We start from the raw sequence: 25,280 nt of genomic DNA on the forward strand, positions 1-25,280 counted from the left end.
AGCCTGGTGTTCACCGAATCGCGTCAAGGAGTGAACATGGGCGAAGACAAGGGTTTCTACTCGATCATCGAGTACGCGGTCGACGGACCGGAGACCCAGGCGGCGTTGGTCGAGGCCTTCGCGGAGATCCAGGACCGCTGGGTCCGGTTCTACCCGGGTTACGTTTCGGCCCGTTTCCACGCGAGCGTGGACGGGACGAGGGTCGTGAACGTCGTCAGCTGGGCGAGTGAAGCGGACTACCGGCATTTCGAGGAGACGTCGGATACCGAGGGACGGCTCGCGGCCATCCAAGCCGCGCTCGACGGCCTGCCCGGCGAGGTCGAGTCGCTGGTCAGTGCGAATCCCCGCTACCGCGTCGTGCGGGAGACGGGCCCCGGCCCGCGAATCGCCGGCTGACGGCGCGGATCCCGAAGGCCGCGAGCAAGCCGAGGGCGGCCAGCCCGAACGGCCGGAGCGTGACCGTCCTCGGCCACGCTTCGCCGTCGAGCGCGAGGTGGGCGGGCCGGTACTCCAGCGTCCTCGACGTCCATCGCGTGGTCGCGGCGTCCGTCGTACGGGCCAGGTCTTCGAGGACGGCGTCGAACGGGAATGCCGGTTCGGCGTGCAGGTACACCGGTGAGAGGCCGGAATACCGGTCGGCGGCGTGACTCGCGGCCGCGTCGGTGCCGGGCACGATCAGCCGGTCGAGCTCGGTGGTGGGGGTCCCGCGCGGCGCGAAGGTCAGGCCGTGCCGGGACCGGATCGGCGTGCCGTCGAGACCGACCGCTCGCGTTTCGACCGCGAGGGACTGGCCGTAAGTGTCGAACACCGCGGCCAGTTCCAGCTCACGGATCCCGGTGGTCAGCAGGACTTCCAGCCTGGGCTTGTCCCATCGGAAGGCGGTGTTGAACCCGACCACGGTGTCCGCCGCTTCGAAGCTGTTCTGCTCCATCGGCGGGCTGGAGCCGGGGGAGTAGTGGGCCCAGCCGACGGCTTCCGCCGCCCTCCGCGCGGCCTCGGTGCCGGCGAAGCGCTCGGTGAGCCGGAGCGCCCCGTCGATCCCGGAGAGGATCCCCGCCGTGGTCAGGATGTTCCCGTCGTCGACGTAGCGCCTGCCGCGAATCCAGTCCACGGAGGGGAATTCGTCGTCGAAGCCGTCGATGCGGATCCAGTGCGCGGTGGCCTTCCGCCCGTCGAGGAGCCCGGCCGTGGCGAGCACGCCCGAACCGTTGCAGACGCTCATGAGCAGCGAGCCCCGCGCCGACTGCCGGATCAGCCACTCGGTCACCGGCCGGGTGGTCGGCTCGCCGAGATCCGGCAACGCGGGCACCACCACGACGTCCGGCGCGGCGGACGAGAGCAGCCTGTCGAGGTCGGCGAAACCCAGGTCCGGGATGAGGTCGAGCCCGCCGGTCAGCGTGACCGGCCGGACCTCCGGCGCGACGGTGTAGACGTTGAACGCGCCGGACGCGGCCAGGACCTCGTAGGGCGCGAGCGCGTCGGAGACGACGGCGCCCTCGTTGCCCACCACGACCACCGCGGTCGGTTTCGCGGGATCGTGCGGCCGGTGGGCGGGACGCGGCACGATGCCGTCGTTTCTCGGCGTGTAGCGGTCTTCGAAGCTGGCGTTGAGGGTGACCGCGCCGAAGGTAACCGGCAGGGCCAGGGCGGCGACGGTGAACGCCAGCACGGTCAGCGTGACGCGCAGGAAGGATCGCATGGTCAGAGCCCGTACTCGGCGCGGCGGCGGAGCATGGCGGCGAGCATCGCGGGCACCATCAGCACGTGACCTGCGGTCATCAGCGTCGATCCCGAGATCAGGCCGGTCCAGAAGAACGGCATGAACAGCAGATAGGGCACGTACATCGCGGCCGACATCTCGGCGATCGAAGCCCAGCCGTGGCGCCGGATCCGCATCCACAGCGCCATGCCGAGCGACATGTTCGTCGCCATGACCAGCGCGTTCGCGGTCACGTTCCCGGCAAGACCCGGCCACAGGAACGACCAGACCGGTTCCAGCACGATCATCCCGGCCACCATCGCGATCAGCATTTCCACGGCGTGGCGGACGAAGTGCAGAACGGCCTGCTTGCGGGTCTTCGGTTCGGTCGTGTGCTTCATTTCCAGCTCCCTCGGTCGGTGCGACGGGAGCAATGTTCGGCCGGGGCGGGTCACGCGGGCAGGTGCCGGAAGTCATGCGCGAGGTCATGTGACCGTGTCGTCCGTCCAGTCACGCGTGTCGTCTATCCGGTCACGACCCACCGCTCAGAACAGGCCGAGTTCCTTCGCGCGCAGAGCCGCCTGGGTGCGATCTCGCACCTGGAGCTTGGACAGGACACTCGTCACGAGGTTCTTCACGGTGCCCTCGGCGAGGAACAACGTCTTGGCGATCTCGCGGTTGCTGCGGCCGTCCGCCAGGAGCCGGACGACCTCCAGTTCACGATCCGAAAGCGGCGTCGTCGACGGCCGGGGTGTCTCGGCGGGCAGCCGCGCCACGTGCGCGACGAGTTTCGCCGCGACCGACGGCTGCAGCACCGATTCGCCCCGCTGGGCCGCGACCAGCGCTTCGACCAGCCGCGTCGACGAGACGTCCTTGAGCAGGTAGCCGACCGCGCCCGCGCGCAACGCGGCGAAGACGTCCTCGTCGTCGTCGAACGTCGTCAACGCCAGGACGCGCACGTCCGGTTGCTCGGCCCGAAGCCGGGCTGTGGCGGCGATTCCGTCCAACACCGGCATCCGCAGATCCATCAGCGCGACGTCGGGACGGAGTTCGGCGCAGAGCCGGACGGCCTCCTCGCCGTCGCCAGCCTCACCGACGACGTCGATCTCCGGCTGGACCTCCAGCAGGGTCGCCAACGCTTCGCGGAACAACGCCTGGTCGTCGACGATCAGCACCCGGACGCTCATCCCGGCACCTCCACGGTGAGCGTCGAGCCGTGGCCTTCCGCGGAGTCGACCGAGACACTGCCGCCGAGCCCGGCGACCCGCTCGCGCAGTCCCACGAGACCGAAACCCTTGTCCGGCTGGGGATCTCCGGTGAACCCGATACCGTCGTCGCGGACCTCGAGCCGGACTCGATCGGCGACGGCGTAGTCGAGTACCACGGTCGCGGCGGTGGCCCGCGCGTGCTTGCGCACGTTGGTCAGTCCCTCCTGAGCCGCCCGGAACAGCGACTCCTCCACGTCGGCGCGGGTGTCCCTCGGAGTTCCCTTGACCTCGAACCCGGTCGGCACGCCCGCCGCGGAAGTCTCTTCGGTCAGTGTCCGCACGGCGTCCGTGAGCGGTTCGGAACGCGGCTCCCGCAACGCCGACACCGACCGGCGGACCTCCGCCAGTGCCTCCCGCGACTGGTCCTGTGCCTTGGCGAGCATCCCGTCGGCCCGTTCCGTGTCGCCGGTGCCGATCACCGCGCGGGCGGCCTGCAGCATCATCTGGACGACGGTGAGATGGTGACCGAGCCCGTCGTGGATGTCGCGCGCGACGCGGTTGCGCTCCTGGATCGTGGCGAGTTGTTCGGCCTGCGCGGCCTGGTCGCGCAGACGTTCGTGCGCCTCGGCCAGTTCCTCCCGGGCCCGCTTCTCACGGACGACCAGCTCGGTAACCACGGCGGCGAAGACCATGACCGCCAGCGTCCCGAGCCCCTCGCGGAGCCCGTCCAGCGGCGCCATCGGCAGGTGGATCAACGGGATCACCACCGCGACCCCGAAGGCCACCGGCAGCGGCAGCAGCAACACGGTGTGGCAGACGAGGACCACGAGAAGCAGGACGGCGCCGACAGCTGCGCCCGAAAGCGAGAACAGGGTGAAGCCGAGCGGTAACTGAACGCAGACGTACGCGATCGCCCACGCGCGCCCGTGCTTCTGCACCCAGGGGAAGCCGGCGATCGCGATCGCCGCGTAGACCAGCCCGGCGAGGAGCGTCGGCAGCACGAGCGTTTCGTATTTGGCCGAGCCGAGCGGCAACGTCACGTACGCGACGAGGGTCAGCACGGCCAGGGCCCGGTTCACGGACACACCATGCCACGAGTCCCGCGTTTCGTCCTCTGAATGCGGGCTCCGCGGGGCTCGCGACAGTCGAAACCGGCGCCGAAGTGAGGGTGCTGGCTTCCGGGTAGGCGGCGGAAGGGCCCGTTGCGAAAGCCACTTTCACAACCTTCAACGTTGCGAAAGTGGCTTTCGCAACCTCACTCGGCCCCGGGGGGGTCAAGCGATGGTGCTGTTCCGGATCTCCAGCGAGAACGGCGTCTGGACGTCTTCCGGTTCCAGGTCGCTCCCGCCGGCGATACGCCGCCGCAGCAGATCGACCGCGGCCCGCGCGATCGCCGCCTTGTCCGGCGCGATCGTCGTGAGCGAAGGCAGGCTGTACGCGCTCTCCTCGTTGTTGTCGAAGCCGACGATCGCCATGTCCGACGGCACCTGGACGCCGCGTTCGGCCGCGGCACGAAGAGCGCCGATGGCGAGAAGGTCGTTGAAACAGAAGACCGCGTCGGGCGGTTCCGGCAACGCGAGCAGATGCGCCATCGCCTCGGCGCCGTTGGCGCGGTGGTAGCGCAGGGCGGGCAGGACCAGCTCGGGAATGGGCGTGAGACCGGCTTCTTCGAGCGCGGAGTGGTAGCCCTCCAGTCGTTGCGCGGCGGTGTGGCGTTGCGGATGCGCACCGATCGCGGCGATCCGGCGGCGGCCGAGCGAGATCAGGTGCCGCACCGCGATCCGGGCGGCCTGGACGTTGTCGATGCCGACGTGGTCGATCGGGACGTCGACGACGTGCTCGCCGAGCATCACCAGCGGCACGCCCGGCGCCAGATCCTCGAAGTCGTTGGTGTGCAACGCTTCCGGGCTGATGATCGCGCCGTCGATCAGATGCGGGCCCAGCGCGGACAGGGCGTTGCGCTCCCGTTCCCTGGTGCCGAGGGTCTGTTCGATCAGGACGTTCCACTCGTGTTCCTGCGCCGCTTGCAGGACGAGACCCGCCAGCTCACCGAAGTACGGGATACTCAGCTCGGGCAGCATCAGCCCGAGGAACCCGGTGCGGCCGCGGCGGAGGTTCCGGGCACCGAGGTTGGGCCGGTATCCGGTCGACGCCAGTGCCTCCTCGACGCGCTTGCGGTTCTCCGGCTTGACGAAGTCGTAGCCGTTGACCACGTTCGACACGGTCTTGACCGAGACGCCCGCAAGCTTGGCGACGTCCTTGAGCGTGGCCACCCTCGCTCCCCTCTGCAGTGCTCCGGCACAGATCCGGCACAGCCTAGCCGCGCGAACGGCGGATTTACAACGTTGTACCAACGATGTAAATCTGGCATCGTCCCTATGAGTGACATGGGTCACCGCAGATCCGTGTGCTCGACTTCCCCGAGGAGCGATCGATGTCCCTGCCCATCCGCCGCACCCTGCTCCTGGTGACCGGCCTCGCGCTCGCGCTGACGGCCTGCACCAGCCGCGAGAACCAGCAATCCGCCCCGTCGGGGGCGGGCCCGGCCGCCTCGGCGGCGCCGAGCCAGGCCGCGGGGCCGGGATGCGCCCGCGAGAAGACCGGTTACCCGCAGGTGGACGTGAAGAACGCGGTCATCGGCTTCTCCCAGTCGGAGAAGGAGGCGAACCCGTTCCGCATCGCCGAGACGCAGTCCATCAAGGACGAAGCGACGAAACTCGGCGTCCCGGCGGACAAACTCCTGATCACCAACGCGCAGAGCGACCTCAACAAGCAGGTCAGCGACATCAAGTCGTTGCTGGACCGTGGCGCGCAGCTGCTCATCGTCGCCCCGCTGAACTCCGACGGCCTCCAGCCCGCCCTCGACGCGGCGAAGGCCAAGAAGGTCCCGGTCGTCACGATCGACCGCAAGGTGACCTCGCAGCCGTGCACCGACTACCTGACCTTCATCGGCTCCAACTTCGTCGAGCAGGGCAAGCGCGCCGCGCAGGAGATGGTGAAGGCCACGGGCGGCACCGGCAAGGTCGCGATCCTGCTCGGCGCGTCCGGCAACAACGTGACCACCGACCGCACCAAGGGCTTCAAGGACGAGATCGCCGCCACCACGGGGATCCAGATCGTCGCCGAGCAGACCGGCGAGTTCGACCGGTCGAAGGGCCAGGCGGTGATGGAGCAGCTCATCCAGAGCAACCCCGAGATCACCGCCGTCTACGCCGAGAACGACGAGATGGGCATCGGCGCGGTCACCGCGCTCAAGGCCGCGGGCAAGACGCCGGGCAAGGACGTCAAGATCGTCTCGATCGACGGCACCCGCAACGCCGTCCAGCTCATCGCCGACGGCAGCTACAACGCGGTGATCGAGTCCAACCCGCGCTTCGGCCCGCTCGCCTTCTCCACGCTGCAGGACTTCGCCGCCGGTAAGGAGATCCCGCCGACCGTGGTGATCTCCGACGACCAGTACGACTCGGCGAACGCGGCCCAGAAGCTCGGGAACGCGTACTGACGATGGAACCGGTTCTCGAGGTCGAAGGCGTGACGAAGACGTTCGCCGGGGTGCGCGCGCTCGACGACGTGTCGTTCGCGCTGCGGCCGGGCGAGGTGCACGCGCTGGTGGGCGAGAACGGCGCCGGGAAGTCGACGCTGATCAAGGTGCTCACCGGCGTGCACAGGCCGGATTCCGGCACGATCCACGCGCGGGGCGCGATCTCCACGATCTACCAGGAGGTCAATCTCATCCCGCTGATGAGCGTGGCGAGCAACGTGTACCTCGGCCGCGAGCCGCGGAAGCGGTTCGGGCTGGTGGACTGGGCGCGGATGAACGCCGACGCGGCGGCGCTGCTGAAGGACTACGGCATCGACGCCGACGTCCGCCGTCCACTCGGGACACTCGGGGTCGGCGCGCAGCAGATGGTGGCGCTGGCCCGCGCGGTGTCGGTCGACGCCGACGTCGTGATCATGGACGAGCCGACGTCCTCGCTGGAGCCACGTGAGGTCGAGACGCTGTTCGAGGTCATCGGCAGGCTGCACGAACGCGGGATCGCGATCGTGTACGTCAGCCATCGGATGGACGAGCTGTACCGGATCTGCGAACGCGTGACGGTGCTGCGGGACGGCAAGCGGGTCCACACCGGACCGCTCGCCGACCTGCCGCGGCTGGAACTGGTGTCGATGATGCTCGGCCGCAGTGTGGGCGACATCCGCTCCCACGGCGCGACGGCGTTCGAGGGCGACCACGAGGCCGGCCGGGAGCCGGTGCTGCGCGCGGAGGACCTCACCAGCGGCAACCGGCTCAGCGGCGTCTCGGTGGAGATCAGGCCCGGCGAGATCGTCGGCCTCGCGGGCCTGCTCGGCTCCGGCCGGACCGAGACCGCGCGGGCGATCGTCGGCGATCTGCCGTTGTCCGGTGGCACCGTCCTCGTCGGCGGAAGGCAAGTCCCGCAAGGGAACGTGGCGGCCGCGATGCGCGCGGGCGTCAGCATGCTCGCCGAAGACCGCAAGACCGAGGGCATCATCCCGCATCTGTCGGTACGGGAGAACATCGTGCTCGCCGCGTTGCCGAAGCTGTCGCGGTTCGGCCTGGTCAGCCGGGCGAAGCAGGACAGGATCGTCGACACGTTCGTGAAACGCCTGCGGATCAAGGTGTCCAGCCCGGACCAGAAGGTCGCGGAGCTCTCCGGCGGGAATCAGCAGAAGGTGCTGCTCGCCCGGTGGCTCTGCACCGAACCGAAGGTGCTGCTGCTCGACGAGCCGACCCGGGGGATCGACGTCGGCGCGAAGGCGGAGGTGCAGGCGCTCATCGACGAACTCGCGAAGGACGGGCTCGCCGTCCTGCTGATCTCGTCGGAGATGGACGAACTCCTCGACGGCGCCGACCGGCTGATCGTGCTCAAGGACGGCGCGGTGGTCGGGGAACTGGCGGGGGAGCAGCTGACCCAGGACCACGTGCTGGCCGCGATCGCTTCGGGAGGCGCGGATGACTAGTGGTCACCATCGGAAGTCCTCCGGAGGTCTCGACGGCCCAGCTTCCCGCTGGACGCACGGCCGCGAGACCCGAGTACAACCCGGTACGAGGCCCTCGCGGCCGCACGCCCAGCGGAAACCTGGATCCGCCGAATACCCCCGAAGGACTTCCGATGGCAACCACTAGCACCCGGCAACGAACAGAGGATCCGGGAAGCACCATGACCGATACAGCGAAAACGGTGGACCGGACCCGGGCGGCGCGGTGGCTCCAGGAGTACGGCGTGTACGTCGCCGTCGTCGCGCTCGTGCTGTTCAACATCGCGTTCACGGCGAACTTCCTGACCGTCGGCAACTTCCGCACCCAGCTCATCCAGGCCGCGCCGGTACTGGTGGTCGCGCTCGGGATGGCGCTGGTGATCGGCACCGAGGGCGTCGACCTGTCGGTGGGCGCGGTGATGGCGCTGTCGGCCGCGCTCGTCCCGCTCTACCTCGGCTACGGAACGCTGCCCGCGGTCGCCATCGCGCTGGCCGCGGGGCTGGCGGCGGGGGCGTTCAACGGGGTTCTCGTGGCCAGAGTCGGGATTCAACCCATCGTGGCGACGCTCGCGTTGCTCGTCGGCGGGCGCGGCCTCGCGCTGGTGCTCGCCGACGGCCAGCTGATCCAGCTGCACGATCCGGGTTTCCTCGCGCTCGGCACCGGTGAGGTGCTCGGGATCCCGGTGAGCGTGCTCATCGCGGCCGTCCTCGCCGTGCTGATGGCCGCGCTGGTCGGGAAGACGGCGTTCGGCAGGCGGCTGGTCGCGATCGGTGGCAACCGGCGGGCCAGTGTGCTCGCCGGGCTGCCGGTCACCCGCGTCCTCATCGGCGTCTACGCGATCTGCGGGCTGCTCGCGGCGCTGGCCGGAGTGCTCTCCACGGCCCGGCTCGGCGCGGGCGACCCGGCGGACGCCGGCCTCCTGATGGAACTGTCCGCGATCACCGCGGTCGTGGTCGGCGGCACCCCGCTGACCGGCGGGCGCGTCCGCATCCTCGGCACGGTGATGGGGGTCCTGCTCATGCAGCTCGTCCGCGCCACGCTGATCAAGCACAACCTGCCGGATTCGACCGCGCAGATGATCCAGGCCGCGATCATCGTCGGCGCGGTGTACGTCGCACGGGAACGGAGCAGCCGATGACCGCGGCGCCCACGATGGCCGCCCAGGACTCCACGCGGCGCGAGCTGATGACCGGGGTCCTGCAGAAACAGGGCGCGGCGATCGCGCTGGTGCTCATGGTCGCCGTCGCGTGGCTGCTCTTCCCGCGCTTCGGCAGTCTGGACAACCTGCGCGACATCGCGCTGCAGAGCTCGTTCCTCGCCATCATCGCGCTCGGGATGACGTTCGTGATCATCACCGGCGGGATCGACCTGTCGGTGGGGTCGGTCTACGCGCTCGGCGGGGTCCTCGCCGCCTACGGGTCACAATGGGGATTCCTCGTCGCGCTGCTGCTGCCGCTGGCGGTGTGCGGGCTGATCGGCCTGATCAACGGGTTGCTCGTCGCGAAGACCGGGATGGCACCGTTCATCGTCACGCTGGCGTCCCTGCTGTTCGCCCGCGGGCTGCTGCTCGCGATCACGAGCGAGGGTGCGACGACGTACAAGATCCCGGAAGGCGAGGCGTTCGTCGAACTCGGGCGCGGCACGCTGTTCGGGTTCGGCTATCCGGTGTTCATCGCGGCGGCGCTCTGCCTGATCGGCGGGCTGCTGTTGCGGCGGACCCGGTTCGGGCAGTCGGTGTTCGCGACCGGCGGGTCGGAGCAGTCCGCGAAACTGATGGGGCTGCCGGTGGCGCGCACCAAGGTCACCGTCTACGTGATGAGCGGCGTCCTGTCCGGGCTGGCGGGCGCGCTCACCGCCGCGTACCTGCAATCCGGTGTCACGGTGATCGGGGTGGGCCTCGAACTGGACGCCATCTCCGTGGTCGTCATCGGCGGCACCCTGCTGACCGGCGGAATGGGCACGATTCTCGGCACGGTCATCGGAGTGGGCATCCGGACGGTGATCCAGAACGTCATCAACCAGATCGGAACTCTCGACAGCAACTACCAGTCGGTGGTCAGCGGTGCGTTCCTCTTGGTGGTCGTTGTGCTGCAACGGTCATTGGCCCGTACGACCGCCCGGAGATAGGGAGATCGCATGCACCGAAGAACCGCGCGCGCCCTGAGCGTCGTGGCCGGTCTGCTGGCCGCCGCGACGACACTCGTCCCCGTCGCCCAAGCCGCCCCCGTCCCCCTCCCGACGCCGTGGACGAACCAGGTCTCCCCGTCGAACGCGCTGCCCGAGTACCCGCGCCCGCAACTGGTGCGCTCGGAATGGCTCAACCTCAACGGCACCTGGGGTTTCACCGGCGCTCCGAACCTGAACTCGCCGCCGATCGGCAGGCCGCTGAGCGAAAACGTCCTCGTGCCCTACCCGATCGAGTCGATGCTTTCGGGGATCAAACGGCATGAGGACAACATGTTCTACCGTCGGACGTTCACCGTACCGTCCACTTGGGACGGTCGCAGGGTGAAGCTCAATTTCGGTGCCGTCACCTGGGAGACGCGGGTCTGGGTCAACGGGACGTCGATCGGGAGCCACACCGGCGGTTTCGACGCCTTCTCGTTCGACATCACGCCTGCGCTCAAGGCCGGGGAGAACGAGATCGTCGTCGGCGTCGCGTCGCCGGTCGACGGAAGCCGGTACCCGGTGGGGAAGCAGCGCAAGACGCCCGACGGAATCTTCTACACGGCGGCGTCGGGAATCTGGCAGACCGTCTGGCTGGAACCCGTGCGCGCCGAGCACATCACGCGGCTCGACACCACTCCCGACGTTCCTGGTGGCGCGCTCGACCTCGTCGTGCAGGGGACACCCGGGCAGCAGGCGACCGCCGAGGTGCTTTCGGGCGGTCAGGTGGTCGGGACCGCCACCGGCGCCGTCGGTTCCCACCTGCGGATACCGGTGCCGAACGCGCGGCTGTGGTCACCGGACGATCCGTTCCTCTACGACCTGCGCGTCCGGCTGCCGGGAGGCGACGCCGTCACCGGGTACTTCGGCATGCGGTCGCTGGGCAAGGCGATGATCGGCGGCGTGATGCGCCCGCTGCTCAACGGGAAGTTCGTCTTCCAGCTGGGCACGCTGGACCAGGGATACTGGCCGGACGGCATCTACACCGCGCCGACCGACGAGGCGCTGCGGTTCGATCTCGAACGGCAGAAGGCGCTGGGCTTCAACATGGTCCGCAAGCACATCAAGGTCGAGCCGGCGAGGTGGTTCTACCACGCGGACCGGCTCGGGCTGATGGTCTGGCAGGACATGCCGTCGCTCGACTCGATCGACGAGGTCCCGAACGGGCACGCGAACTTCGAGGCCGAACTGCGGCGGATGATCGAGCAGCACAAGGGCATCACGTCGATCGTGCAGTGGGTGCCGTTCAACGAAGGCTGGGGCGAGTACGAGGCCGGGCGCATCGTGGATCTGGTCCGCTCGATCGACGACACCAGGCTGATCAACCACAACTCCGGATCGAACTGTTGTGTGTCCGATCCGGACCCGGGCAACGGCGACGTGATCGACGATCACGCGTATCAGGTCTCCACCGGTACCAGGCAACCCGACGCACGCCGGATCGCCGTCCTGGGCGAGTACGGCGGCCTCGGGCGACGCGTCACCGGGCACGAATGGGAACCGGGCAAGGGTTTCGCGTACGGCGCGCTGTATCCGGACGAGACGTCGCTGACGAACCGGTACGTGGAGATCACGAAGCAGGTCGGGCGGTTCGTGCACGACCGCGGGCTTTCCGCGTCGGTCTACACCGAGCCGTACGACGTCGAGAACGAGGTCAACGGCTTCTACACCTACGACCGCCGCGTGCTGAAGATGACCGAGGCGCGGGTGCGCGAGATCAACCAGAAGGTGCTCGCCATCGCCAAGGGCACCGAGGTCGGCCGGGGTGAACTCGTGTCGTTGCGGGTCACGACGGCGGGGTACACGGATCGTTACCTTCGGCACCAGGACGACTTCGTGAGGACCGACGTCCTGGGCGAGGGCAGCGCGGACCTCGCCAAGAAGGACGCGACGTTCTGGGCCCGCCAGGGGTTGGCCGACGCGTCGTGCCTGTCGTTCGAGTCGCGGAACTACCCCGGGCATTTCCTGCGGCACGCGTCGTCGCGGATCCGCAAGGACGCGAACGACGGCTCGGCGCTGTTCGCCGGGGACGCGACCTTCTGCGCGAGGGAGGGGGCCGGCGGAACGGCTTTGGAGTCCTTCAACCAGCGTGGCGCGTATCTGCGGCACTACGGCGCGACCGTCTACCTGGCGCGCAGCGGCGGGCCGAACCCGTGGGACACTCCGTCGAGCTTCGCGGCGGACACGACGTGGGCGGCTTCGGTCCCGCTTTGGCGCAGCGGCGCGGATCTGCCGCTGGACCAGGCGCGGTCGTTCAAGGTGACGACTCCCGGCTTCACCGACCGGTTCTTGCGGCACCGTGACGGTCTCGCGCGGACGGACGTGGTGAACGCGTCGAGTGCGGCATTGCTGAAGGCGGACGCGACGTTCGTCGTGCGGCGCGGTCTCGCGGATCCGTCGTGCTACTCGCTGGAGGCGCGCAACTATCCGGGCCGGTTCCTGCGGCACGCGGACTTCCGGGTGCGGCTGGGCGGGAACGACAACACCGACCTGTTCCGGAAGGACGCGACGTTCTGTGCGCAGCCCGGGGCCGGTGGAGTGCGGCTGGCGTCGCTGAACGAACTGGGCACGAACATGCGGCATTACGCCGAGGAGGTCTACGTCGCCGCCAGCGGCGGTGGCCACCCGTTCGACAACCCGGTCTCGTACGACCAGGACGTCACGTGGGCGGTGTCCTCGGCCTGGGCTCCGTAGTCGGCCCGGTGGGTCGTGAGTGGCGATTCGGGTTCTAACCCGAATCGCCACTCACGACCCGGCCGACCACGCCCGGTAACCTTGCGCTCATGACCGGCCCGGATACACCCGCCTCCTTCAAGCTCGCGTACGTCCCCGGCGTGACACCCTCGAAGTGGGTCCGGATCTGGAACGAGCGGTCGCCCGACGTGCCGCTCGAACTCGTCCAGACGACCGCGGCCGAGGCCGCCGGGCTGGTCCGGGAGCGCGAGGTGGACGCCGTCCTGCTGAGGCTCCCGATCGACCGCGAGGGACTGCACGCGATCCCGCTCTACACCGAGACGACCGTCGTGGTCGTCCCCAAGGACCACCTGGTCGCCGCTGCGGACGAGGTCTCCGTCGACGACATCGCCGACGAAATCGTGCTGCACCCGCTCGACGACACGCTGGACTGGGAACAGCCGCCGGGGAAACCCGCGCTGGAGCGACCCGCCACCACGGCGGACGCCATCGAGCTGGTCGCCGCCGGTGTCGGGCTCCTCGTCGTCCCGCAGTCGCTCGCACGGCTGCACCACCGGCGTGACCTGACCTACCGCCCGATCTCCGGCACGCCCGAATCCGGTGTCGCGTTGTCCTGGCCGGACGAAGAGACCTCCGACCTGATGGAGCAGTTCATCGGGATCGTGCGCGGCCGCACGGTCAACAGCACGCGCGGGCGGCAGCAGGCCCAGGAAAAGCCGGCGCCGGAGAAGAAGACCCCCGCGAAGGCCAAACGCCCTCAGCCCGCCGGCCGGAAGCCGCAGGCCGGGAATCGCCGCGCTCCTCAGGGCGGGAAGCGCGGCAAACCCCGTCGTCGCGGTTAGCACCGGTGGCCGGGGCCGCACTTGGTCGCGGAGGACGTCGCGAAAGCCACTTTCGGGACATCAGGCGTCCCGAAAGTGGCTTTCGCGACGTCCTCCGGCACGGCCTGAACTGAGGTCAGCTCTCGCTGCGGGCGGCCTTGAGGCGCGCCTCCTCCTTGCGGACCTCGGCCTGTGTCTCGCGCTCCCGCTTCAGCCAATCGGGGTTCTCGTTCTTGATCGCGTCGATTTGCTCGGTGGTGAGGGCGCCGGTGATCCCGCCCCGCGCCAGACCGCTGATGGAGACGCCCAGCTTCGCCGCGATGACCGGACGCGGATGCGGCCCGTTGCGGCGCAGTTCCCGCAGCCACTCGGGCGGCTCGGCCTGCAGCGCGTTCAGCTCGTCGCGGGAGACGACACCCTCCTGGAACTCCGCCGGGGTCGCCTCGAGGTACACACCCAGCTTCTTCGCCGCTGTCGCGGGCTTCATGGTTTGAGGGGTTTTCTGCGACGTCATTCCCTCAGGGTAACGAGCGGCCCGGGCACCGCCGATCACACCCGGTGATCAGCCCTCGGCCTGGTCTTCGAGCAGGTTCGGCAGCGGCCGACGCGGCTCACGGACGCCGGCGGGGTCGCCGCCGCCGGTGATCCAGACGGTCACCACGCTCCATCGCGGCAGCCGCGTCCCGGCCGCGGGCACCTGCGCGACGACCTGGCCGTTCAGCAGAGGATGGGGGCTGTCCGGATCGGGGCCTTGCAGCGACAGACCCGCGTCGTGCCCGGCCAGCCAGGCGTCGAGAGCCTGCTTTCCCACGAAGTCCGGCACCACGGCCACGATTCCTCACCCACGGCCAGGGTACCGTCAGCCGCTCTTCGCCGGGAGGGTCACGACGCCGAGCCCGGCGAGCAGCCCGGTCACGGCGACCGCGGCGAGCACGACCCAGGCGATCGGATGCCCGAGATTGAGCGTCCAGTAGGTCCCGACCCGCCGGTGCACCAGGAGCGCGGGATCGTTCCGGTTCAGGTAGACCATTCCGGCGGCGTGCCAGTAGCGGTCGTCGTCGCGTTGTTCGTACCGGGTCTCCGGTTCGTCGCCGGTTGGCGACAACCGGTGCCCGGCGTCGCCTGCCCGGACGGAGAAGACGATCCACGCGATGAAGGCGGCGACGAGGGGCAGGTAGGCCACGATCGTGGTCGGCACCGTCGTCTCCACGACCTGCCAGAGCTGGAGCGAAACGACGAGCATGGTCGCGTTGACACAGCCCACGGAGATCAGGAGCAGGCTGAGCACCCCGTGCAGGTACTCCCGGTAGCGCGAAGCCGACGCGGACGGCTGTGCGGCGTCGATCTCGGGCCGGGCCCGTGAGATGGCGATGGTCAGGATCGGGACGAGCACCAGGACCAGGAGCTGTGTGAGGACCGTCGAGAAGTTCGCCGTGTCCGCGAACAGGCCGATGACCGCCGTGACGACGGTGAGCAGTACTGCCGGCGCCAGCAGGATCCACTGTGGACGGACCGGATCCGAGCGCAGCGACGTGTCGGCGGTGACCGCCTGCGGTGTCCCGGTGTACCAGCCCTCCTCGCGTTTCGCGGCGGCGATCGAACGACCGGCCAGGCCGCCGAGGAGCGAATAGGCCGCGACGAGACCGACCAGGACGATCTCGGGGCCGATCCCGCCGACAAGGACGACGCCGCAGGCGACGACCGCACCCACCGCGATTCCCCGGTTGTAGCGGCGGCGCGCGAGGAGGATGACGGCCTCGCCGGTGCGCCGGGCCGGGACCCGGACGCCGAAGGGAAGGGTCGGCCGTGCCAGCGCGGGTGCGGACGCGAAAGTGGCCGCCGTGAACGCGATCAGGGCCAGGTTCAGCCAGAGCGGTCCGGTCATCGCCGGGCGCTCACGGCGAAGGAGTCCAGCACGGACTCGCACCGGCTGGTCACCTCGCGCGGGCCGAGACCGAGAGCGACGGCTTCGGCGAGCAAGGTACGCAGGCGCTCCTGCCATTCGTCCGCGTAGCCGTCTTCCGCCGGACCGGAGGACGCGTCCCGCCGGACGACCGCGCCGGTCTTGCGGTTGATCCGGATGAAGCCCTGCGTCCGCAGCAGGTCGTAGGCCTTGTTGACGGTGTGGAAGTTGATCCCGAGATCGGCGCCGAGCTGCCGGGTGGAGGGCAGGGCGCTGCCCTCGGCCAGCACGCCGTCGGCGACGGCTTCGACGATCCGGTCGCGGATCTGCTGGTAGATCGGAACCTCGCTGTCGAGGTCGAGAGTCAGCAACACCCCACTAGGATATCTGCTATACACTTGCTATAACAACTACATCAGCTGGCTATGGAGGGAAGTGGTCACGATGGCGATGATGGACATCACCGATGGCGGAGTGCGGGTGCGGTTCTCGGCCTGGGAGCGGCTGGCGGTGTGGCGTGACGAAGTGGTCGTGCCGCGAGCGGCGATCAAGGCCGTCGAGTACGTCGACGCGCCCCTGCGGCGGACGCGTGGGGGACGGGCAGGCGCGCTGATCAGCGGGGTGCTGAAGGTCGGCTACTGGGGGCTGGGCGCAGGGGTCCGTCAGTTGGTGTCCGTCCGCAGGGGTATGCCGGGGTTGTGGATCGCGGTCGATCGCGAGGCCGCCGGGCTCCCGTTCGACGAGGTGCTCGTCAGCGTGCCGAACGCGGCGGAACTCGCCGGCGCGCTCGCGCCGAGCAACGCCTAGAGGTAGTCGAAGAACCGGTTCCACCACGACGGCGGCCGGTCCCGGGGGTAGAGGGTGTCGAACCCGCTGATCCCGGTGTACTTGGTCCACAACGGGTGTTCGGAGACGGGCAGGTAGCCGAGTGCTTCCAGTTCGTCTTCGACCTGTCTTCGGGCCGGTGCCGGGAAGAACTGTTGTTCCTCGTCTTCGTCGTAGCTGCCCGGATTCCCCAGTGTCACCGCGACGAGCCCACCGAAATTGCTGACCGTGACGGTCACCAGATCTCCGGCGGAGGTCGCGCTCGCCGGAATCGTGATCCTGCCGAGGTGGCTGGCGTCCTGGACGTTGCGGTCGACTTCGCAGGTGCAGCCGAATCGGTGGCCCAGCCGTTCGGCCAGTCGCTCGAAGCGGGCCCGTTCGGCCGGTCCGTCGAAGTCGTGCGGCACCTCCCAGTGGCCGGGTTGGTCCAGCTCGCGCAGCAGCGCCCAGGTCTGCTGTTCGTCGAGGGGCATCGTCGCCTCCCGGCCTCGGGTGGTCTAGTCCACTTACCGAACTGACCTTAGTCAGCCGCATCCCGCGCCGACAATGGTGGGACGAATTCTGGTCCGAAAATTTTCGGCGGGGTAGCGCCAGCGCTACCCGGGATTCGGCAGTCAGCACTCCTGATCTTCGTGCCCGGTTCGGCCAAGGTCGTAGACGTCGATCCGATCGAACGAGGAGTGCGAATGACAGTACGCAAGGGTGTCGTCGTCCTGACGGTGGCTGGCCTGATGGGCGCCGCGTGGACCACGGCGGCGGACGCGGCCCCGGCCAAGGGGACGGAGCTGCAGAAGAGCCTGGACTCGTTGGTGCGTCAGGAGAAGTTCCCGGCCGCGCTCGCCTACGTGGCGGAGGGAAGGCGGACGGTGTCGCTGGTCGCGGGGTCTTCGCGGATCGATCGCCAGGTCCCGGTTCCCCGGGACGGCACGGTCCGGGCAGGCAGCAACACCAAGACCTTCACGGCGGTCGCGGTCCTGCAACTGGTGGCCGAGGGCAAGGTGGAGCTGGACGCGCCGATCGAGAAGTACCTGCCCGGAATCGTGCGAGGTGAGGGCATCGACGCCACCAAGATCACCGTCCGGCAGCTGCTTCAGCACACGAGCGGGCTGCCGAACTACACCGAGTACCTCGGCCTGGAGAACTTCGAGCAGGTGCAGCACCGGTACATCCCGAACCACGAGCTGCTCGCCGCGGCCCTGAGCCACCCGGCGAAGTTCGCGCCCGGCACCGGATGGGAGTACAGCAACACCGGCTACCTGCTGGCGGGCATGCTGATCGAGAAGGTGACCGGACGCCCGATCCAGGAACAGATCACCGAACGCGTGATCAAGAAGGCGGGCCTGAAGCACACCTACTGGCCGCAGGTCGGCGACCAGACCATCCAGGGACGGCATCCGCAGGGCTACGCCATCGGCAACGCCGCCACTGGAAAGGTGATCGACGCGACCGAGCTCGACCCGTCCTGGGGCGGCGCCGCCGGGCAGCTGATCTCGACGCCCAGTGACCTCGGCAAGTTCTTCAAGGTCCTGCTCGATGGCAGGCTGCTGCCCGCCGCGCAGCTGGCCGAAATGCGGAAGACGGTCGACGCGCCGCTGTTCCCCGGCACCAAGTACGGCCTTGGCCTGATGAGCAATCCGCTCAGCTGCGGTGGCGTGTACTGGGGCCACGGCGGGGACATCCACGGCTTCGAAACCCGTGGTGGGGCAACGGAAGACGGCCGGGGCGTCGGGCTCGCCGTGACCGCGATGCCGGGCACCTTCGGTGACGGTGAGAAGGGTTCCAAGGCGGTCATGGCCACTGTGGACGCCGCGTTCTGCAAGTGACGGGTGCAGGTGGTCGTGAGTGCCGATTCGGGTTCTAACCCGAATCGCCACTCACGACCACCCCGACCCACGGGCTACAGGTTCTCGATGGCCGTCCGGAATCCCTCCAGGGCCGCGAAATAGAAGCGCGGGCCGTACGACACCCGGGCCACGCCGATCTCGCGGAGCGCGGCCAGATCCAGCTCCTCACCGACGTTGCCGTTCACCGGGCACGCGAGTTCGGTGACCAGCGCGGCCATGTCGGCGCGACGTCGCACGCCGATCGGGTACACGCAGTCTGCACCTGCCTCCCGGTAGAGCCTGCCCCGCCGGATGGCCTCGGCGAGCCTTTCCGGCTCCGGGACCCCGCGATCACCCAGGAACGCGTCGACGCGGGCGTTGACGACGATCGGGACACCCGCCTCGGTCGCGGCCGAGCGGATCTCCGCGAGGCGCTGAGCGTGGTGGCCGGCGTCGATCAGCTCGCCGGTCCGGTGATCGGTGTCCTCCAGGTTGCAGCCGACGGCGCCGGTCTCCAGCAGCCGGTCCACGAATTCCCGCGGCGCCAGGCCGTAGCCCGCTTCCGCGTCCACGGTGACCGGCAAGGAGACCGCGCGGGCGACCCGGCCCGCGGCCGCGAACATCTCCTGCCACGGCGCGCCTTCACCGTCGGGATAGCCGAGCATCGCCGACACGGCGGCGCTGGCGGTGGCGATCGCGGGGAACCCAGCCTCCGCCACGATTTCGGCGCTCGCGGCGTCCCAGACGTTCGGCAGGACCAGCATTTCCCCGCTGTGCAGGGCACGGAGCGTCTCGGCTCCAGCGTTCAGGTCGGTCATCGGTCTCCTCCTCGATCGGTACCGGACAGGGCGGATGCCCGTGGTGTTCCGGCCGGTCGCCTGCCCGGCATCCCCAAGGCGACCAGCAGTCCCGTGAAGGCGAACGCGACGACGGTGCCCATCGCCGCGGTGAAATCGCCGCCGAATTCCTCCGGCGACCCGTGACTTCCGGAGCCGGCGAAGACGGCGACCGCCACCGCGACGCCGAACACCCCGCCGAAGATCCGCAACGTCATGAACACGCCCGACGACTGCCCGATCTCGGGCGCCCCGACGACCGAACGCTGCCCGGCGGGCGTGGCCACGGAAGAGCGGGTGATCAGTCGCGCAGCGAGCGCGGAAGGCCGAAGGCGGCGAGCAGCGAGTTGTCGAGGAACCGGGTCACCGCGGTGATCCGGTCACCGGCCAGTTCCAGCACGAGAACCCCGTGCGCGTGGCCGATCGGCGTCCCCGGATCACGGAGGTAGCAACCGAAGGCGGGCTGGCCGTTCGCCCGGGTCGGGACCAGCGAGTACCGGCGGCCGTCGCAGTACGCGACGGTCGCCAGGAAGTGCCCGACGGCGTCCGGACCCTGGTACTCCAGGGGAAGCGGGGGCATGGTCAGCCACGCGTCGTCGGTCAGCAGCGCCACGATGGCGTCGACGTCGCCGGCCTCGAAGGCGCGGGTGAACTCGTCGACGATCCGGCGTTCCCGCGGCGAATCCGGCAAGGGAGCGGTCTCGCGTCCACTACCGGGCATCTCCTTGGCCAGCGCCGAACGAGCCCGGTTCAGCGCGCTGGTCACGGCGTTCTCCGTGGTGTCGAGGATCCCGGCCACCTCGGCGGCGCGGAAGCCGAGGACGTCCCGCAGCACCAGCACGGCCCGCTGCTTCGGGGGAAGTTGCTGGAGCGCCGCCAGGAAGGCGAGCGAGATCGACTCCCTGGTCTCGTAGCGCGCCTCCGGCCCGGGCAGCTGATCGGCGATGCCGTCGAGCAGGACGTCGGGGTAGGGCTCCAGCCAGCTGGGTTCGGGGCGGCGGCGCGACGGCTCGGGCAACTCGACCTCCGGTCGGTAGGCCGCGTGGTCGTGCGGGCGGCGGTCGCCCGCACGCAGCGCGTTGAGGCAGCGGTTGGTCGCGATCCGGTACAGCCAGGTCCGCACGGAGGCGCGTTCCTCGTACGCGCCGATCCCGCGCCACGCGGCCAGCAACGTCTCCTGCAGCAGATCCTCGGCGTCCTGCACGGAGCCCAGGATGCGGTAGCAGTGCACCTGCAGCTCACGGCGGTACGGCGCGACGAGGTCACGGAACGCCTCGCCGTCACCGGTCTTCGCCAAGGTCAGCAGCTCGTCCGCCCCCATGCCGGTTCCTTCCTCCTGTGGTGTCCCTCGAAAGGATGGACACCGGCGTCGCCGGAAACTGGTCGGTCGTCGCCCAGTTTCCTCCGAATCCGAGGAAAACCGGTTCCCGGCCCGCCTCCGGGTGGCTACACTCCTCGCGAATCATCCCGGCGAGGAAGGACAGGACAGTGCGTCGTCACCACGCCGTCGTCGTCCCCTCGGCCCGCTACGAGGTGATCCTCGTGTCTCCGCGCGTCCGGTGCCTGCCGCGCGGCTAGCACCGGCCCGCTGACGAACGCCTGGCTTCTTCGCGCCCTCTTTCCCGTCGTTCCCCGGCGGCGAGGGCGCGTGCCCGCGTTCGCCCGAATCGCGCGTTCCGAGCTTTGGAGATCACTTCCGAAAGGCCCGCGCCATGCGCACCGTCCCGCTGTCCGCCGTCCGCAATCTGGGCATCCTCGCCCATGTCGACGCCGGCAAGACCACCCTCACCGAACGGATCCTGTACGTCACCGGCACCACCTACAAACGCGGTGAGGTCCATGACGGCACGACCGTGACCGACTTCGATTCCCAGGAGCGAGACCGTGGCATCACCATCTTCGCCGCCGCCGTCAGCTGTACGTGGGACGGTCATCTCGTCAACCTGATCGACACCCCCGGCCACGTCGACTTCTCCGACGAGGTCGAGCGGTCGCTGCGGGTCCTCGACGGGGCGATCGCGGTGTTCGACGGCGTCGCCGGGGTCGAGCCGCAGAGCGAATCGGTGTGGCGCCAGGCCGACCGGCACGGCGTACCGCGGATCGCGTTCGTCAACAAACTCGACCGCGCGGGCGCCGATCTGGACGCGGCCGTGGAGTCCATCCGGGAGCGGCTGCATCCGCGCCCGCTGGTGGTCCAGCTGCCGATCGGGGCCGAAGACGGTTTCGTGGGCGTCGTCGACCTGCTGCGGATGCGGTCGCTCGTCTGGGCCGACGGCGCCGGGGCGGCCGAGGAAGGACCGGTTCCGGAGTCCCTTGTGGACGAAGCGAACCGGCGTCGGCGGCTGCTCGAAGAGACCGTGGCGGAACTCCATCCGGCCGCGCTGGAGGAGTTCTGCGAGTCTTCGGCGGTGTCGACCGGCACGCTGGTCTCGGCACTGCGCGAGCTGACTCGCACAGGGGACGGCGTCGTGGTGCTGTGCGGCTCGGCCTACCGGAACCGCGGTGTGGAGCCGTTGCTGGAAGCCGTGGTGGCGTACCTGCCCTCGCCGTCGGATGTGCCGCCGGTGCGGGGCGAGTACGAAGGCACGACCCTGGAACGGCCCGCCGATCCGGCGGCGCCGTTCGCGGCACTGGTGTTCAAGGTGACTTCGACCGCCACCGGGCGGTTGACGTACCTGCGGGTGTATTCGGGGACGATCCGGACTTCGGAGGCGGTGATGGACGTGGGCGCCGGTCGTGTCGAGCGCGTCGGCCGCATCCTGCGGGTCCAGGCGGACCGGCACACCAGGGTGGACAGTGCCGTCGCGGGTGACATCGTCGCGGTGGTCGGGCTGAAGACGGCGCGGGCAGGCACGACGCTGTGCACGCCGTCGGAGCCGCTCCTGCTCGAGCCGCCCGTCGTGGCCGATCCGGTCGTGTCGGTCGCCGTCGAGGCACGGACGGGAACCGAGACGGAACGGCTGATGACGGCGCTGGCGCGGCTGGTCGAGGAAGACCCGTCGCTGGGCATCCGGACCGATCGCGAGACCGGCCAGACCCTGCTTTCGGGAATGGGTGAACTGCATCTGGAGGTGGCGGTGGAGAAGGTCCGGCGCGACCACGGGCTCGACGTCGGCGTCGGGCGGCCTCGCGTCGCCTACCGGGAGACGGTGGCACGCGGCGTGTCCGGTTTCGTCTACCGCCACGTCAAGCAGGACGGCGGCGCCGGGCAGTTCGCCCACGTCGTCATCGACACGGAACCCTTGGCGGAAGGGGAATTCGAGTTCGAGTCCACTGTGGTCGGTGGCCGGGTGCCGAGGGAATACGTCCGTGCCGTCGAAGCGGGCTGCCGTGACGCGCTGGCGGAAGGCCCGCTCGGTGGTCATCCGGTGACCGGTGTCCGGGTCACGCTGACGGACGGGGCCACCCACTCGAAGGACTCGTCGGAGATGGCGTTCCGTACGGCCGGGCGGTTCGCGCTCCGGGAGGCGTTGCGTGCCGGAGCGATGACACTGCTGGAGCCGGTCGCCGAAGTGACCGTCACCGTGCCCGAAAGCGCCGTCGGCGTGGTGCTCGGTGACCTCGCCGCCCGGCGTGGCCGGGTGCTGGGTTCGGTGGTGCGCGCGGGCACGACCGTGGTCACCGCGACCGTGCCGCTGGCCGAGCTGTTCGGCTACGCGACGCGGCTGCGCAGCCGGACCCAGGGCCGGGGGACGTTCACCGCCCGGCCGACCGGGCACGCCCCGGCACCGGTGGAACCGGTCCGGTAGCTCGACGATGGCCCGCCCACAGCACTGTGGGCGGGCCATCGCCCGAACCGCTGTCACCCGGCGATCGGGCGCCGGGTGACAGCCGTTTTCAGCCGGTCAGGCCGCCGGCCACGGCGGACGGCAGTTCTGCCGCGGCAGCGCGTGCGATCCGTTGGTGTACACGCCGTCCGCGATCGTGTCCTCCATGATCGAGCGCCGATCGGCAGGCCGGGCCCACTGGTAGCACAGGTGCTGGGCGAAGTACCCGCCCGGCGCTTCGAGGGTGTCGAAGTGGCAGACACCGTCGGTTTCGATGCAGTAGCGGATGTACGGTATACCGCCGAAATCGGTGCGGCCGGGCCCGAACGACACGTAACCGCCGAACGGTGACGGCGCCCCGGTGCCCGGCGGGAGCACCGCGCTGATCCCGCGTCCCGGCGGACCGACGGGCTGCATCGGGTCGGCGAAGATCTTCGCCCTGAACCGCGACTTGTCCACCGCCAGCTTCCCGTCGGCGATGTCGTTCAGCACCAGGTTCGCGACCAGCGCGCCCTGCGAGTAGCCGACGACGGTGAATTCGGCGCCGGGGTTCTCGTCGAAGGAGCTCTGGGCGACACGGCGGGCTTCTTCGTGCCCGCGCGCGACGCTCTGGTCCATCGGCGTCTGGTCGCAGTTGGGTGCTCCGGCGGCCCCGGCCGGGTAGTGGACCACCTTCTTGATCCCGCCCCGCAACCAGGCGTCGTTGTAGACGGTCGCGGCCCCGTCGCAGGTGCCGCCGATGAGGATGTAGTAGCGCGACTGATCGGCCTGCGCGGTCGGCGCGACGGCGCCGAGCAGACCGGCGGCCAGTGCGGTGGCGGCCAGGACCCCCCTGAGTTTCTTCATCCATCGTCCTTTCGTTCGATTACGGTGCGTGTCCGAACGCTAGGGACGAGTCATGAAATTTTGATGAAACCTCCTCAGCGGTGCGCGAGCACGTTGACCACGTGACCACCGGGGTCGCGGACGAAGAAGCGCCGGACGCCCCAAGGTTCGTCGGTCAGTTCGTGCACGATCTCGGCACCGGACGCCTTCGCTTCCTCGTACGCCGCGTCGACGTCGTCCACCTGGATCGAGACGGCCGGGACGACGGGCGCCGTCTCGTCGTGGGTCATGAGACTCAGCTGCACTTCCGGCCGCTCCGGATCGGCCAGGGTCACGATCCAGCCGTGATCCATCACCACTTCGAAGCCGAGCACACGCTCGTAGAAGGCCCTCGCCTGCTCAAGTGACTTGGTCTCGAGGTCGGCTACCACTCTCTTGATCGGCATGTGCGGATACTCGCACAGGGGTCCGACGGTTTCGGGGGAGCAGGAGCGGGGTCGCGAGCATGAGCGCACCGGCGATGCCGACCGCCGCGCGCGGTCCGGTGAACGCCGCCAGGAAGCCCCACAGCGCGGTCAGCGAGGCGGTGGTGAGCTTTCCGGCGATCGACCAGGCCGACAGCGTGCGCGCGGCGCGGTCGAGGGGAACCTGCTCGAGCCTGCTGGTGGCGAGCACCGGGTTGAACACGCCGATGCAGGTGATCAGGCCGAATTCGACGACGATCACCAGGATCAGACCGGGAACACCGGGCTGGATGAAGACCAGCCCCACGGGCCAGCAGACCCGCAGCCAACCGGCGACGAACAGGACCCTGTCCCGGCCGTACCGGGCGACCACGGTCCGCGAGAGCCTCGCCCCGAGCAGCCCGCCGAGACACGGCACGGCGAAGGCCACCGCGTACTCCCACGGCGCGAACCCCAGTTGCCCGAGCATCAGGACGGCCATCAGCGGCGCGGTCGCCATGATCAGGCCGTTGACGACGATCGTGTTGACGAACAGCGGCCGCAGCACCGGGTGGGTGAGGATGAACCGCCAGCCTTCCCGCAGGTCGCGGCCGGTCAGCCGGGGGCTTTCCGGTTTCATGGGTGGTGGCTCCGAACCACCGACCGCCCGGATCCCGAGCGCCGAAAGTAGATAGCTGACCGCGTCGGCGGCGATCGTGACCACCGGACCGAACAGGCCGACGGCGAAACCGCCCAGCGGCGGGCCGAGGACGGTCGCCGTCCAGGTCGTCGATTCGAAGCGGGCGTTCGCGACGAGCAAGTCCTCCCGTGGCAGCAGGGTTTTCAGGAACGCCCCGCTGGCGGCGAGGAACGTGATGTCGGCCGCGGCGACGACGACGGACACGGCGAGCAGCTGGCCGAATCCGAGCAGCCCGAACGCGTACGCCACGGGGACGGTCAGCAACGCCGCACACCGGATCAGGTCCATCGCGATCATCACCGGCCGTTTGCGGCGGAACTCGACCCAGGGGCCGAGCGGCAGCGCGACCACCGCGCCGGCGACGAGCCCGGCCGACGCCAGAAGCGACACCTCCGTGGTGCCCGCGCCCAGCGCCACGATGGCGATCAGGCTGAACGCGTCGAACGCGAACCTCGTTCCGAACGCGCTCGCCGCGTACGCCGCCCACAGCCAGCCGAACCGTCGCCCCAGCGATCTCCCACCCACTCGCGAGATCCAAGCAAGCCGGGTCGCGCAAGTCGAACAACGGGTC

At 69.5% G+C, this 25,280-nt stretch carries 26 protein-coding genes; 10 read left to right on the forward strand and 16 right to left on the reverse strand.

Going from position 1 to position 25,280, the window contains the following annotated elements; all coding sequences use genetic code 11:
- Nucleotides 1-36: 36 nt before the first annotated feature.
- Nucleotides 37-396: an antibiotic biosynthesis monooxygenase family protein gene (locus NQK81_RS45050; protein WP_126735085.1), complete on the forward strand. Its 360-nt coding sequence runs from the start codon at nucleotides 37-39 to the stop codon at nucleotides 394-396.
- Here NQK81_RS45050 and NQK81_RS45055 read toward each other — a convergent pair.
- From NQK81_RS45055 to NQK81_RS45075, 5 genes are all read right to left on the reverse strand, one after another.
- On the reverse strand, nucleotides 332-1,699 hold the full coding sequence (locus tag NQK81_RS45055; protein ID WP_257486401.1) for a DJ-1/PfpI family protein: 1,368 nt from the start codon (nucleotides 1,697-1,699) through the stop codon (nucleotides 332-334). The two genes, NQK81_RS45050 and NQK81_RS45055, sit on opposite strands and share 65 nt — an antisense overlap.
- A 2-nt stretch (nucleotides 1,700-1,701) precedes the next feature.
- Nucleotides 1,702-2,100: a hypothetical protein gene (locus tag NQK81_RS45060; RefSeq protein ID WP_257486402.1), complete on the reverse strand. Its 399-nt coding sequence runs from the start codon at nucleotides 2,098-2,100 to the stop codon at nucleotides 1,702-1,704.
- A gap of 144 nt (nucleotides 2,101-2,244) precedes the next feature.
- Complete coding sequence (locus tag NQK81_RS45065; RefSeq protein ID WP_257486403.1) at nucleotides 2,245-2,886, reverse strand: response regulator; 642 nt, start codon at nucleotides 2,884-2,886, stop codon at nucleotides 2,245-2,247.
- On the reverse strand, nucleotides 2,883-3,986 hold the full coding sequence (locus tag NQK81_RS45070) for a sensor histidine kinase (protein ID WP_257486404.1): 1,104 nt from the start codon (nucleotides 3,984-3,986) through the stop codon (nucleotides 2,883-2,885). Before NQK81_RS45070 ends, NQK81_RS45065 begins: the two co-directional genes overlap by 4 nt.
- 195 nt (nucleotides 3,987-4,181) lie before the next feature.
- The gene (locus NQK81_RS45075) at nucleotides 4,182-5,180 is read right to left on the reverse strand and encodes a LacI family DNA-binding transcriptional regulator (RefSeq protein WP_034318806.1); all 999 of its coding nucleotides are present in this window, start codon (nucleotides 5,178-5,180) and stop codon (nucleotides 4,182-4,184) included.
- Nucleotides 5,181-5,341: 161 nt separating this feature from the next.
- On the opposite strand from NQK81_RS45075, the gene NQK81_RS45080 reads away from it, so the two are divergent.
- From NQK81_RS45080 to NQK81_RS45105, 6 genes are all read left to right on the forward strand, one after another.
- Entirely contained in the window at nucleotides 5,342-6,409 is a 1,068-nt protein-coding gene (locus tag NQK81_RS45080; RefSeq protein WP_126735091.1) for an ABC transporter substrate-binding protein, read from the forward strand.
- 2 nt (nucleotides 6,410-6,411) lie between these two features.
- Nucleotides 6,412-7,887 (forward strand): sugar ABC transporter ATP-binding protein, encoded by a 1,476-nt coding sequence (locus NQK81_RS45085; protein ID WP_257486405.1) that lies wholly within the window; start codon nucleotides 6,412-6,414, stop codon nucleotides 7,885-7,887.
- A 200-nt stretch (nucleotides 7,888-8,087) separates the two neighbouring features.
- A complete protein-coding gene (locus NQK81_RS45090) occupies nucleotides 8,088-9,044 on the forward strand; it encodes an ABC transporter permease (protein WP_126735093.1) in 957 nt (318 codons plus the stop codon).
- Nucleotides 9,041-10,033, forward strand: coding sequence for an ABC transporter permease (locus NQK81_RS45095; protein WP_191252469.1), 993 nt, complete (start codon nucleotides 9,041-9,043; stop codon nucleotides 10,031-10,033). The genes NQK81_RS45090 and NQK81_RS45095 overlap by 4 nt, the downstream gene beginning before the upstream one ends.
- Before the next feature lie 9 nt (nucleotides 10,034-10,042).
- Nucleotides 10,043-12,766 (forward strand): AbfB domain-containing protein, encoded by a 2,724-nt coding sequence (locus NQK81_RS45100; RefSeq protein WP_257486406.1) that lies wholly within the window; start codon nucleotides 10,043-10,045, stop codon nucleotides 12,764-12,766.
- 89 nt (nucleotides 12,767-12,855) lie between these two features.
- The gene (locus NQK81_RS45105) at nucleotides 12,856-13,608 is read left to right on the forward strand and encodes a LysR family transcriptional regulator substrate-binding protein (RefSeq protein ID WP_257486407.1); all 753 of its coding nucleotides are present in this window, start codon (nucleotides 12,856-12,858) and stop codon (nucleotides 13,606-13,608) included.
- Between the two features lie 115 nt (nucleotides 13,609-13,723).
- Here NQK81_RS45105 and NQK81_RS45110 read toward each other — a convergent pair whose 3' ends face one another.
- The 4 genes from NQK81_RS45110 to NQK81_RS45125 all read right to left on the reverse strand — a co-directional run bounded on the left by NQK81_RS45110 (nucleotide 13,724) and on the right by NQK81_RS45125 (nucleotide 15,864).
- Nucleotides 13,724-14,074 carry a DUF5997 family protein gene (locus NQK81_RS45110; RefSeq protein ID WP_257489969.1) on the reverse strand — a complete coding sequence of 117 codons (351 nt, stop codon included), beginning with the start codon at nucleotides 14,072-14,074 and terminating at the stop codon, nucleotides 13,724-13,726.
- Nucleotides 14,075-14,149: 75 nt separating this feature from the next.
- A complete protein-coding gene (locus NQK81_RS45115) occupies nucleotides 14,150-14,419 on the reverse strand; it encodes a PASTA domain-containing protein (RefSeq protein WP_257486408.1) in 270 nt (89 codons plus the stop codon).
- Between the two features lie 27 nt (nucleotides 14,420-14,446).
- Nucleotides 14,447-15,472: a DUF1648 domain-containing protein gene (locus tag NQK81_RS45120; protein ID WP_257486409.1), complete on the reverse strand. Its 1,026-nt coding sequence runs from the start codon at nucleotides 15,470-15,472 to the stop codon at nucleotides 14,447-14,449.
- The gene (locus NQK81_RS45125) at nucleotides 15,469-15,864 is read right to left on the reverse strand and encodes a GntR family transcriptional regulator (protein ID WP_126735097.1); all 396 of its coding nucleotides are present in this window, start codon (nucleotides 15,862-15,864) and stop codon (nucleotides 15,469-15,471) included. The genes NQK81_RS45120 and NQK81_RS45125 overlap by 4 nt, the downstream gene beginning before the upstream one ends.
- 70 nt (nucleotides 15,865-15,934) lie before the next feature.
- On the opposite strand from NQK81_RS45125, the gene NQK81_RS45130 reads away from it, so the two are divergent.
- Nucleotides 15,935-16,297: a hypothetical protein gene (locus tag NQK81_RS45130; RefSeq protein ID WP_257489970.1), complete on the forward strand. Its 363-nt coding sequence runs from the start codon at nucleotides 15,935-15,937 to the stop codon at nucleotides 16,295-16,297.
- Here the strand turns inward: NQK81_RS45130 and NQK81_RS45135 are convergent.
- Nucleotides 16,294-16,788 carry a hypothetical protein gene (locus NQK81_RS45135; RefSeq protein WP_257486410.1) on the reverse strand — a complete coding sequence of 165 codons (495 nt, stop codon included), beginning with the start codon at nucleotides 16,786-16,788 and terminating at the stop codon, nucleotides 16,294-16,296. The two genes, NQK81_RS45130 and NQK81_RS45135, sit on opposite strands and share 4 nt — an antisense overlap.
- 213 nt (nucleotides 16,789-17,001) lie before the next feature.
- Between NQK81_RS45135 and NQK81_RS45140 the strand changes: the two genes are divergently transcribed.
- Nucleotides 17,002-18,138 (forward strand): serine hydrolase domain-containing protein, encoded by a 1,137-nt coding sequence (locus NQK81_RS45140; RefSeq protein WP_257486411.1) that lies wholly within the window; start codon nucleotides 17,002-17,004, stop codon nucleotides 18,136-18,138.
- A gap of 74 nt (nucleotides 18,139-18,212) precedes the next feature.
- Here NQK81_RS45140 and NQK81_RS45145 read toward each other — a convergent pair whose 3' ends face one another.
- Genes NQK81_RS45145 through NQK81_RS45155 form a run of 3 tightly spaced genes read right to left on the reverse strand, consistent with a single transcriptional unit; the run spans nucleotide 18,213 to nucleotide 20,295 of the window.
- Entirely contained in the window at nucleotides 18,213-18,956 is a 744-nt protein-coding gene (locus tag NQK81_RS45145; protein ID WP_257486412.1) for an isocitrate lyase/PEP mutase family protein, read from the reverse strand.
- The gene (locus NQK81_RS45150) at nucleotides 18,953-19,261 is read right to left on the reverse strand and encodes a hypothetical protein (protein WP_257486413.1); all 309 of its coding nucleotides are present in this window, start codon (nucleotides 19,259-19,261) and stop codon (nucleotides 18,953-18,955) included. Before NQK81_RS45150 ends, NQK81_RS45145 begins: the two co-directional genes overlap by 4 nt.
- Nucleotides 19,262-19,275: 14 nt before the next feature.
- Nucleotides 19,276-20,295, reverse strand: coding sequence for a sigma-70 family RNA polymerase sigma factor (locus NQK81_RS45155; RefSeq protein ID WP_257486414.1), 1,020 nt, complete (start codon nucleotides 20,293-20,295; stop codon nucleotides 19,276-19,278).
- Nucleotides 20,296-20,686: 391 nt separating this feature from the next.
- On the opposite strand from NQK81_RS45155, the gene fusA reads away from it, so the two are divergent.
- Nucleotides 20,687-22,723, forward strand: a complete 2,037-nt coding sequence (gene fusA / locus NQK81_RS45160) for an elongation factor G (RefSeq protein WP_257486415.1) — start codon at nucleotides 20,687-20,689, stop codon at nucleotides 22,721-22,723.
- Nucleotides 22,724-22,819: 96 nt separating this feature from the next.
- Here fusA and NQK81_RS45165 read toward each other — a convergent pair whose 3' ends face one another.
- The 3 genes from NQK81_RS45165 to NQK81_RS45175 all read right to left on the reverse strand — a co-directional run bounded on the left by NQK81_RS45165 (nucleotide 22,820) and on the right by NQK81_RS45175 (nucleotide 25,234).
- A complete protein-coding gene (locus NQK81_RS45165) occupies nucleotides 22,820-23,587 on the reverse strand; it encodes a PE-PPE domain-containing protein (RefSeq protein ID WP_257486416.1) in 768 nt (255 codons plus the stop codon).
- A gap of 74 nt (nucleotides 23,588-23,661) precedes the next feature.
- Entirely contained in the window at nucleotides 23,662-24,012 is a 351-nt protein-coding gene (locus NQK81_RS45170; RefSeq protein ID WP_185927244.1) for a VOC family protein, read from the reverse strand.
- Nucleotides 23,966-25,234: an MFS transporter gene (locus NQK81_RS45175; protein ID WP_257486417.1), complete on the reverse strand. Its 1,269-nt coding sequence runs from the start codon at nucleotides 25,232-25,234 to the stop codon at nucleotides 23,966-23,968. Before NQK81_RS45175 ends, NQK81_RS45170 begins: the two co-directional genes overlap by 47 nt.
- Nucleotides 25,235-25,280 lie beyond the last annotated feature (46 nt).

It is taken from the genome of Amycolatopsis roodepoortensis (genome assembly GCF_024628825.1).
Taxonomy (GTDB): Bacteria; Actinomycetota; Actinomycetes; order Mycobacteriales; family Pseudonocardiaceae; genus Amycolatopsis; species Amycolatopsis roodepoortensis.

Excerpts from the sequence above, each read along its gene's own strand:
- NQK81_RS45050 (WP_126735085.1), top strand. The coding sequence starts at position 37 with ATGGGCGAAGACAAGGGTTTCTACTCGATCATCGAGTACGCGGTCGAC.
- NQK81_RS45055 (WP_257486401.1), bottom strand. The coding sequence starts at position 1,699 with ATGCGATCCTTCCTGCGCGTCACGCTGACCGTGCTGGCGTTCACCGTC.
- NQK81_RS45060 (WP_257486402.1), bottom strand. The coding sequence starts at position 2,100 with ATGAAGCACACGACCGAACCGAAGACCCGCAAGCAGGCCGTTCTGCAC.
- NQK81_RS45065 (WP_257486403.1), bottom strand. The coding sequence starts at position 2,886 with ATGAGCGTCCGGGTGCTGATCGTCGACGACCAGGCGTTGTTCCGCGAA.
- NQK81_RS45080 (WP_126735091.1), top strand. The coding sequence starts at position 5,342 with ATGTCCCTGCCCATCCGCCGCACCCTGCTCCTGGTGACCGGCCTCGCG.
- NQK81_RS45085 (WP_257486405.1), top strand. The coding sequence starts at position 6,412 with ATGGAACCGGTTCTCGAGGTCGAAGGCGTGACGAAGACGTTCGCCGGG.
- NQK81_RS45090 (WP_126735093.1), top strand. The coding sequence starts at position 8,088 with ATGACCGATACAGCGAAAACGGTGGACCGGACCCGGGCGGCGCGGTGG.
- NQK81_RS45095 (WP_191252469.1), top strand. The coding sequence starts at position 9,041 with ATGACCGCGGCGCCCACGATGGCCGCCCAGGACTCCACGCGGCGCGAG.
- NQK81_RS45100 (WP_257486406.1), top strand. The coding sequence starts at position 10,043 with ATGCACCGAAGAACCGCGCGCGCCCTGAGCGTCGTGGCCGGTCTGCTG.
- NQK81_RS45105 (WP_257486407.1), top strand. The coding sequence starts at position 12,856 with ATGACCGGCCCGGATACACCCGCCTCCTTCAAGCTCGCGTACGTCCCC.
- NQK81_RS45110 (WP_257489969.1), bottom strand. The coding sequence starts at position 14,074 with ATGAAGCCCGCGACAGCGGCGAAGAAGCTGGGTGTGTACCTCGAGGCG.
- NQK81_RS45120 (WP_257486409.1), bottom strand. The coding sequence starts at position 15,472 with ATGACCGGACCGCTCTGGCTGAACCTGGCCCTGATCGCGTTCACGGCG.
- NQK81_RS45130 (WP_257489970.1), top strand. The coding sequence starts at position 15,935 with ATGGCGATGATGGACATCACCGATGGCGGAGTGCGGGTGCGGTTCTCG.
- NQK81_RS45135 (WP_257486410.1), bottom strand. The coding sequence starts at position 16,788 with ATGCCCCTCGACGAACAGCAGACCTGGGCGCTGCTGCGCGAGCTGGAC.
- NQK81_RS45140 (WP_257486411.1), top strand. The coding sequence starts at position 17,002 with ATGACAGTACGCAAGGGTGTCGTCGTCCTGACGGTGGCTGGCCTGATG.
- NQK81_RS45145 (WP_257486412.1), bottom strand. The coding sequence starts at position 18,956 with ATGACCGACCTGAACGCTGGAGCCGAGACGCTCCGTGCCCTGCACAGC.
- NQK81_RS45155 (WP_257486414.1), bottom strand. The coding sequence starts at position 20,295 with ATGGGGGCGGACGAGCTGCTGACCTTGGCGAAGACCGGTGACGGCGAG.
- fusA (WP_257486415.1), top strand. The coding sequence starts at position 20,687 with ATGCGCACCGTCCCGCTGTCCGCCGTCCGCAATCTGGGCATCCTCGCC.
- NQK81_RS45165 (WP_257486416.1), bottom strand. The coding sequence starts at position 23,587 with ATGAAGAAACTCAGGGGGGTCCTGGCCGCCACCGCACTGGCCGCCGGT.
- NQK81_RS45170 (WP_185927244.1), bottom strand. The coding sequence starts at position 24,012 with ATGCCGATCAAGAGAGTGGTAGCCGACCTCGAGACCAAGTCACTTGAG.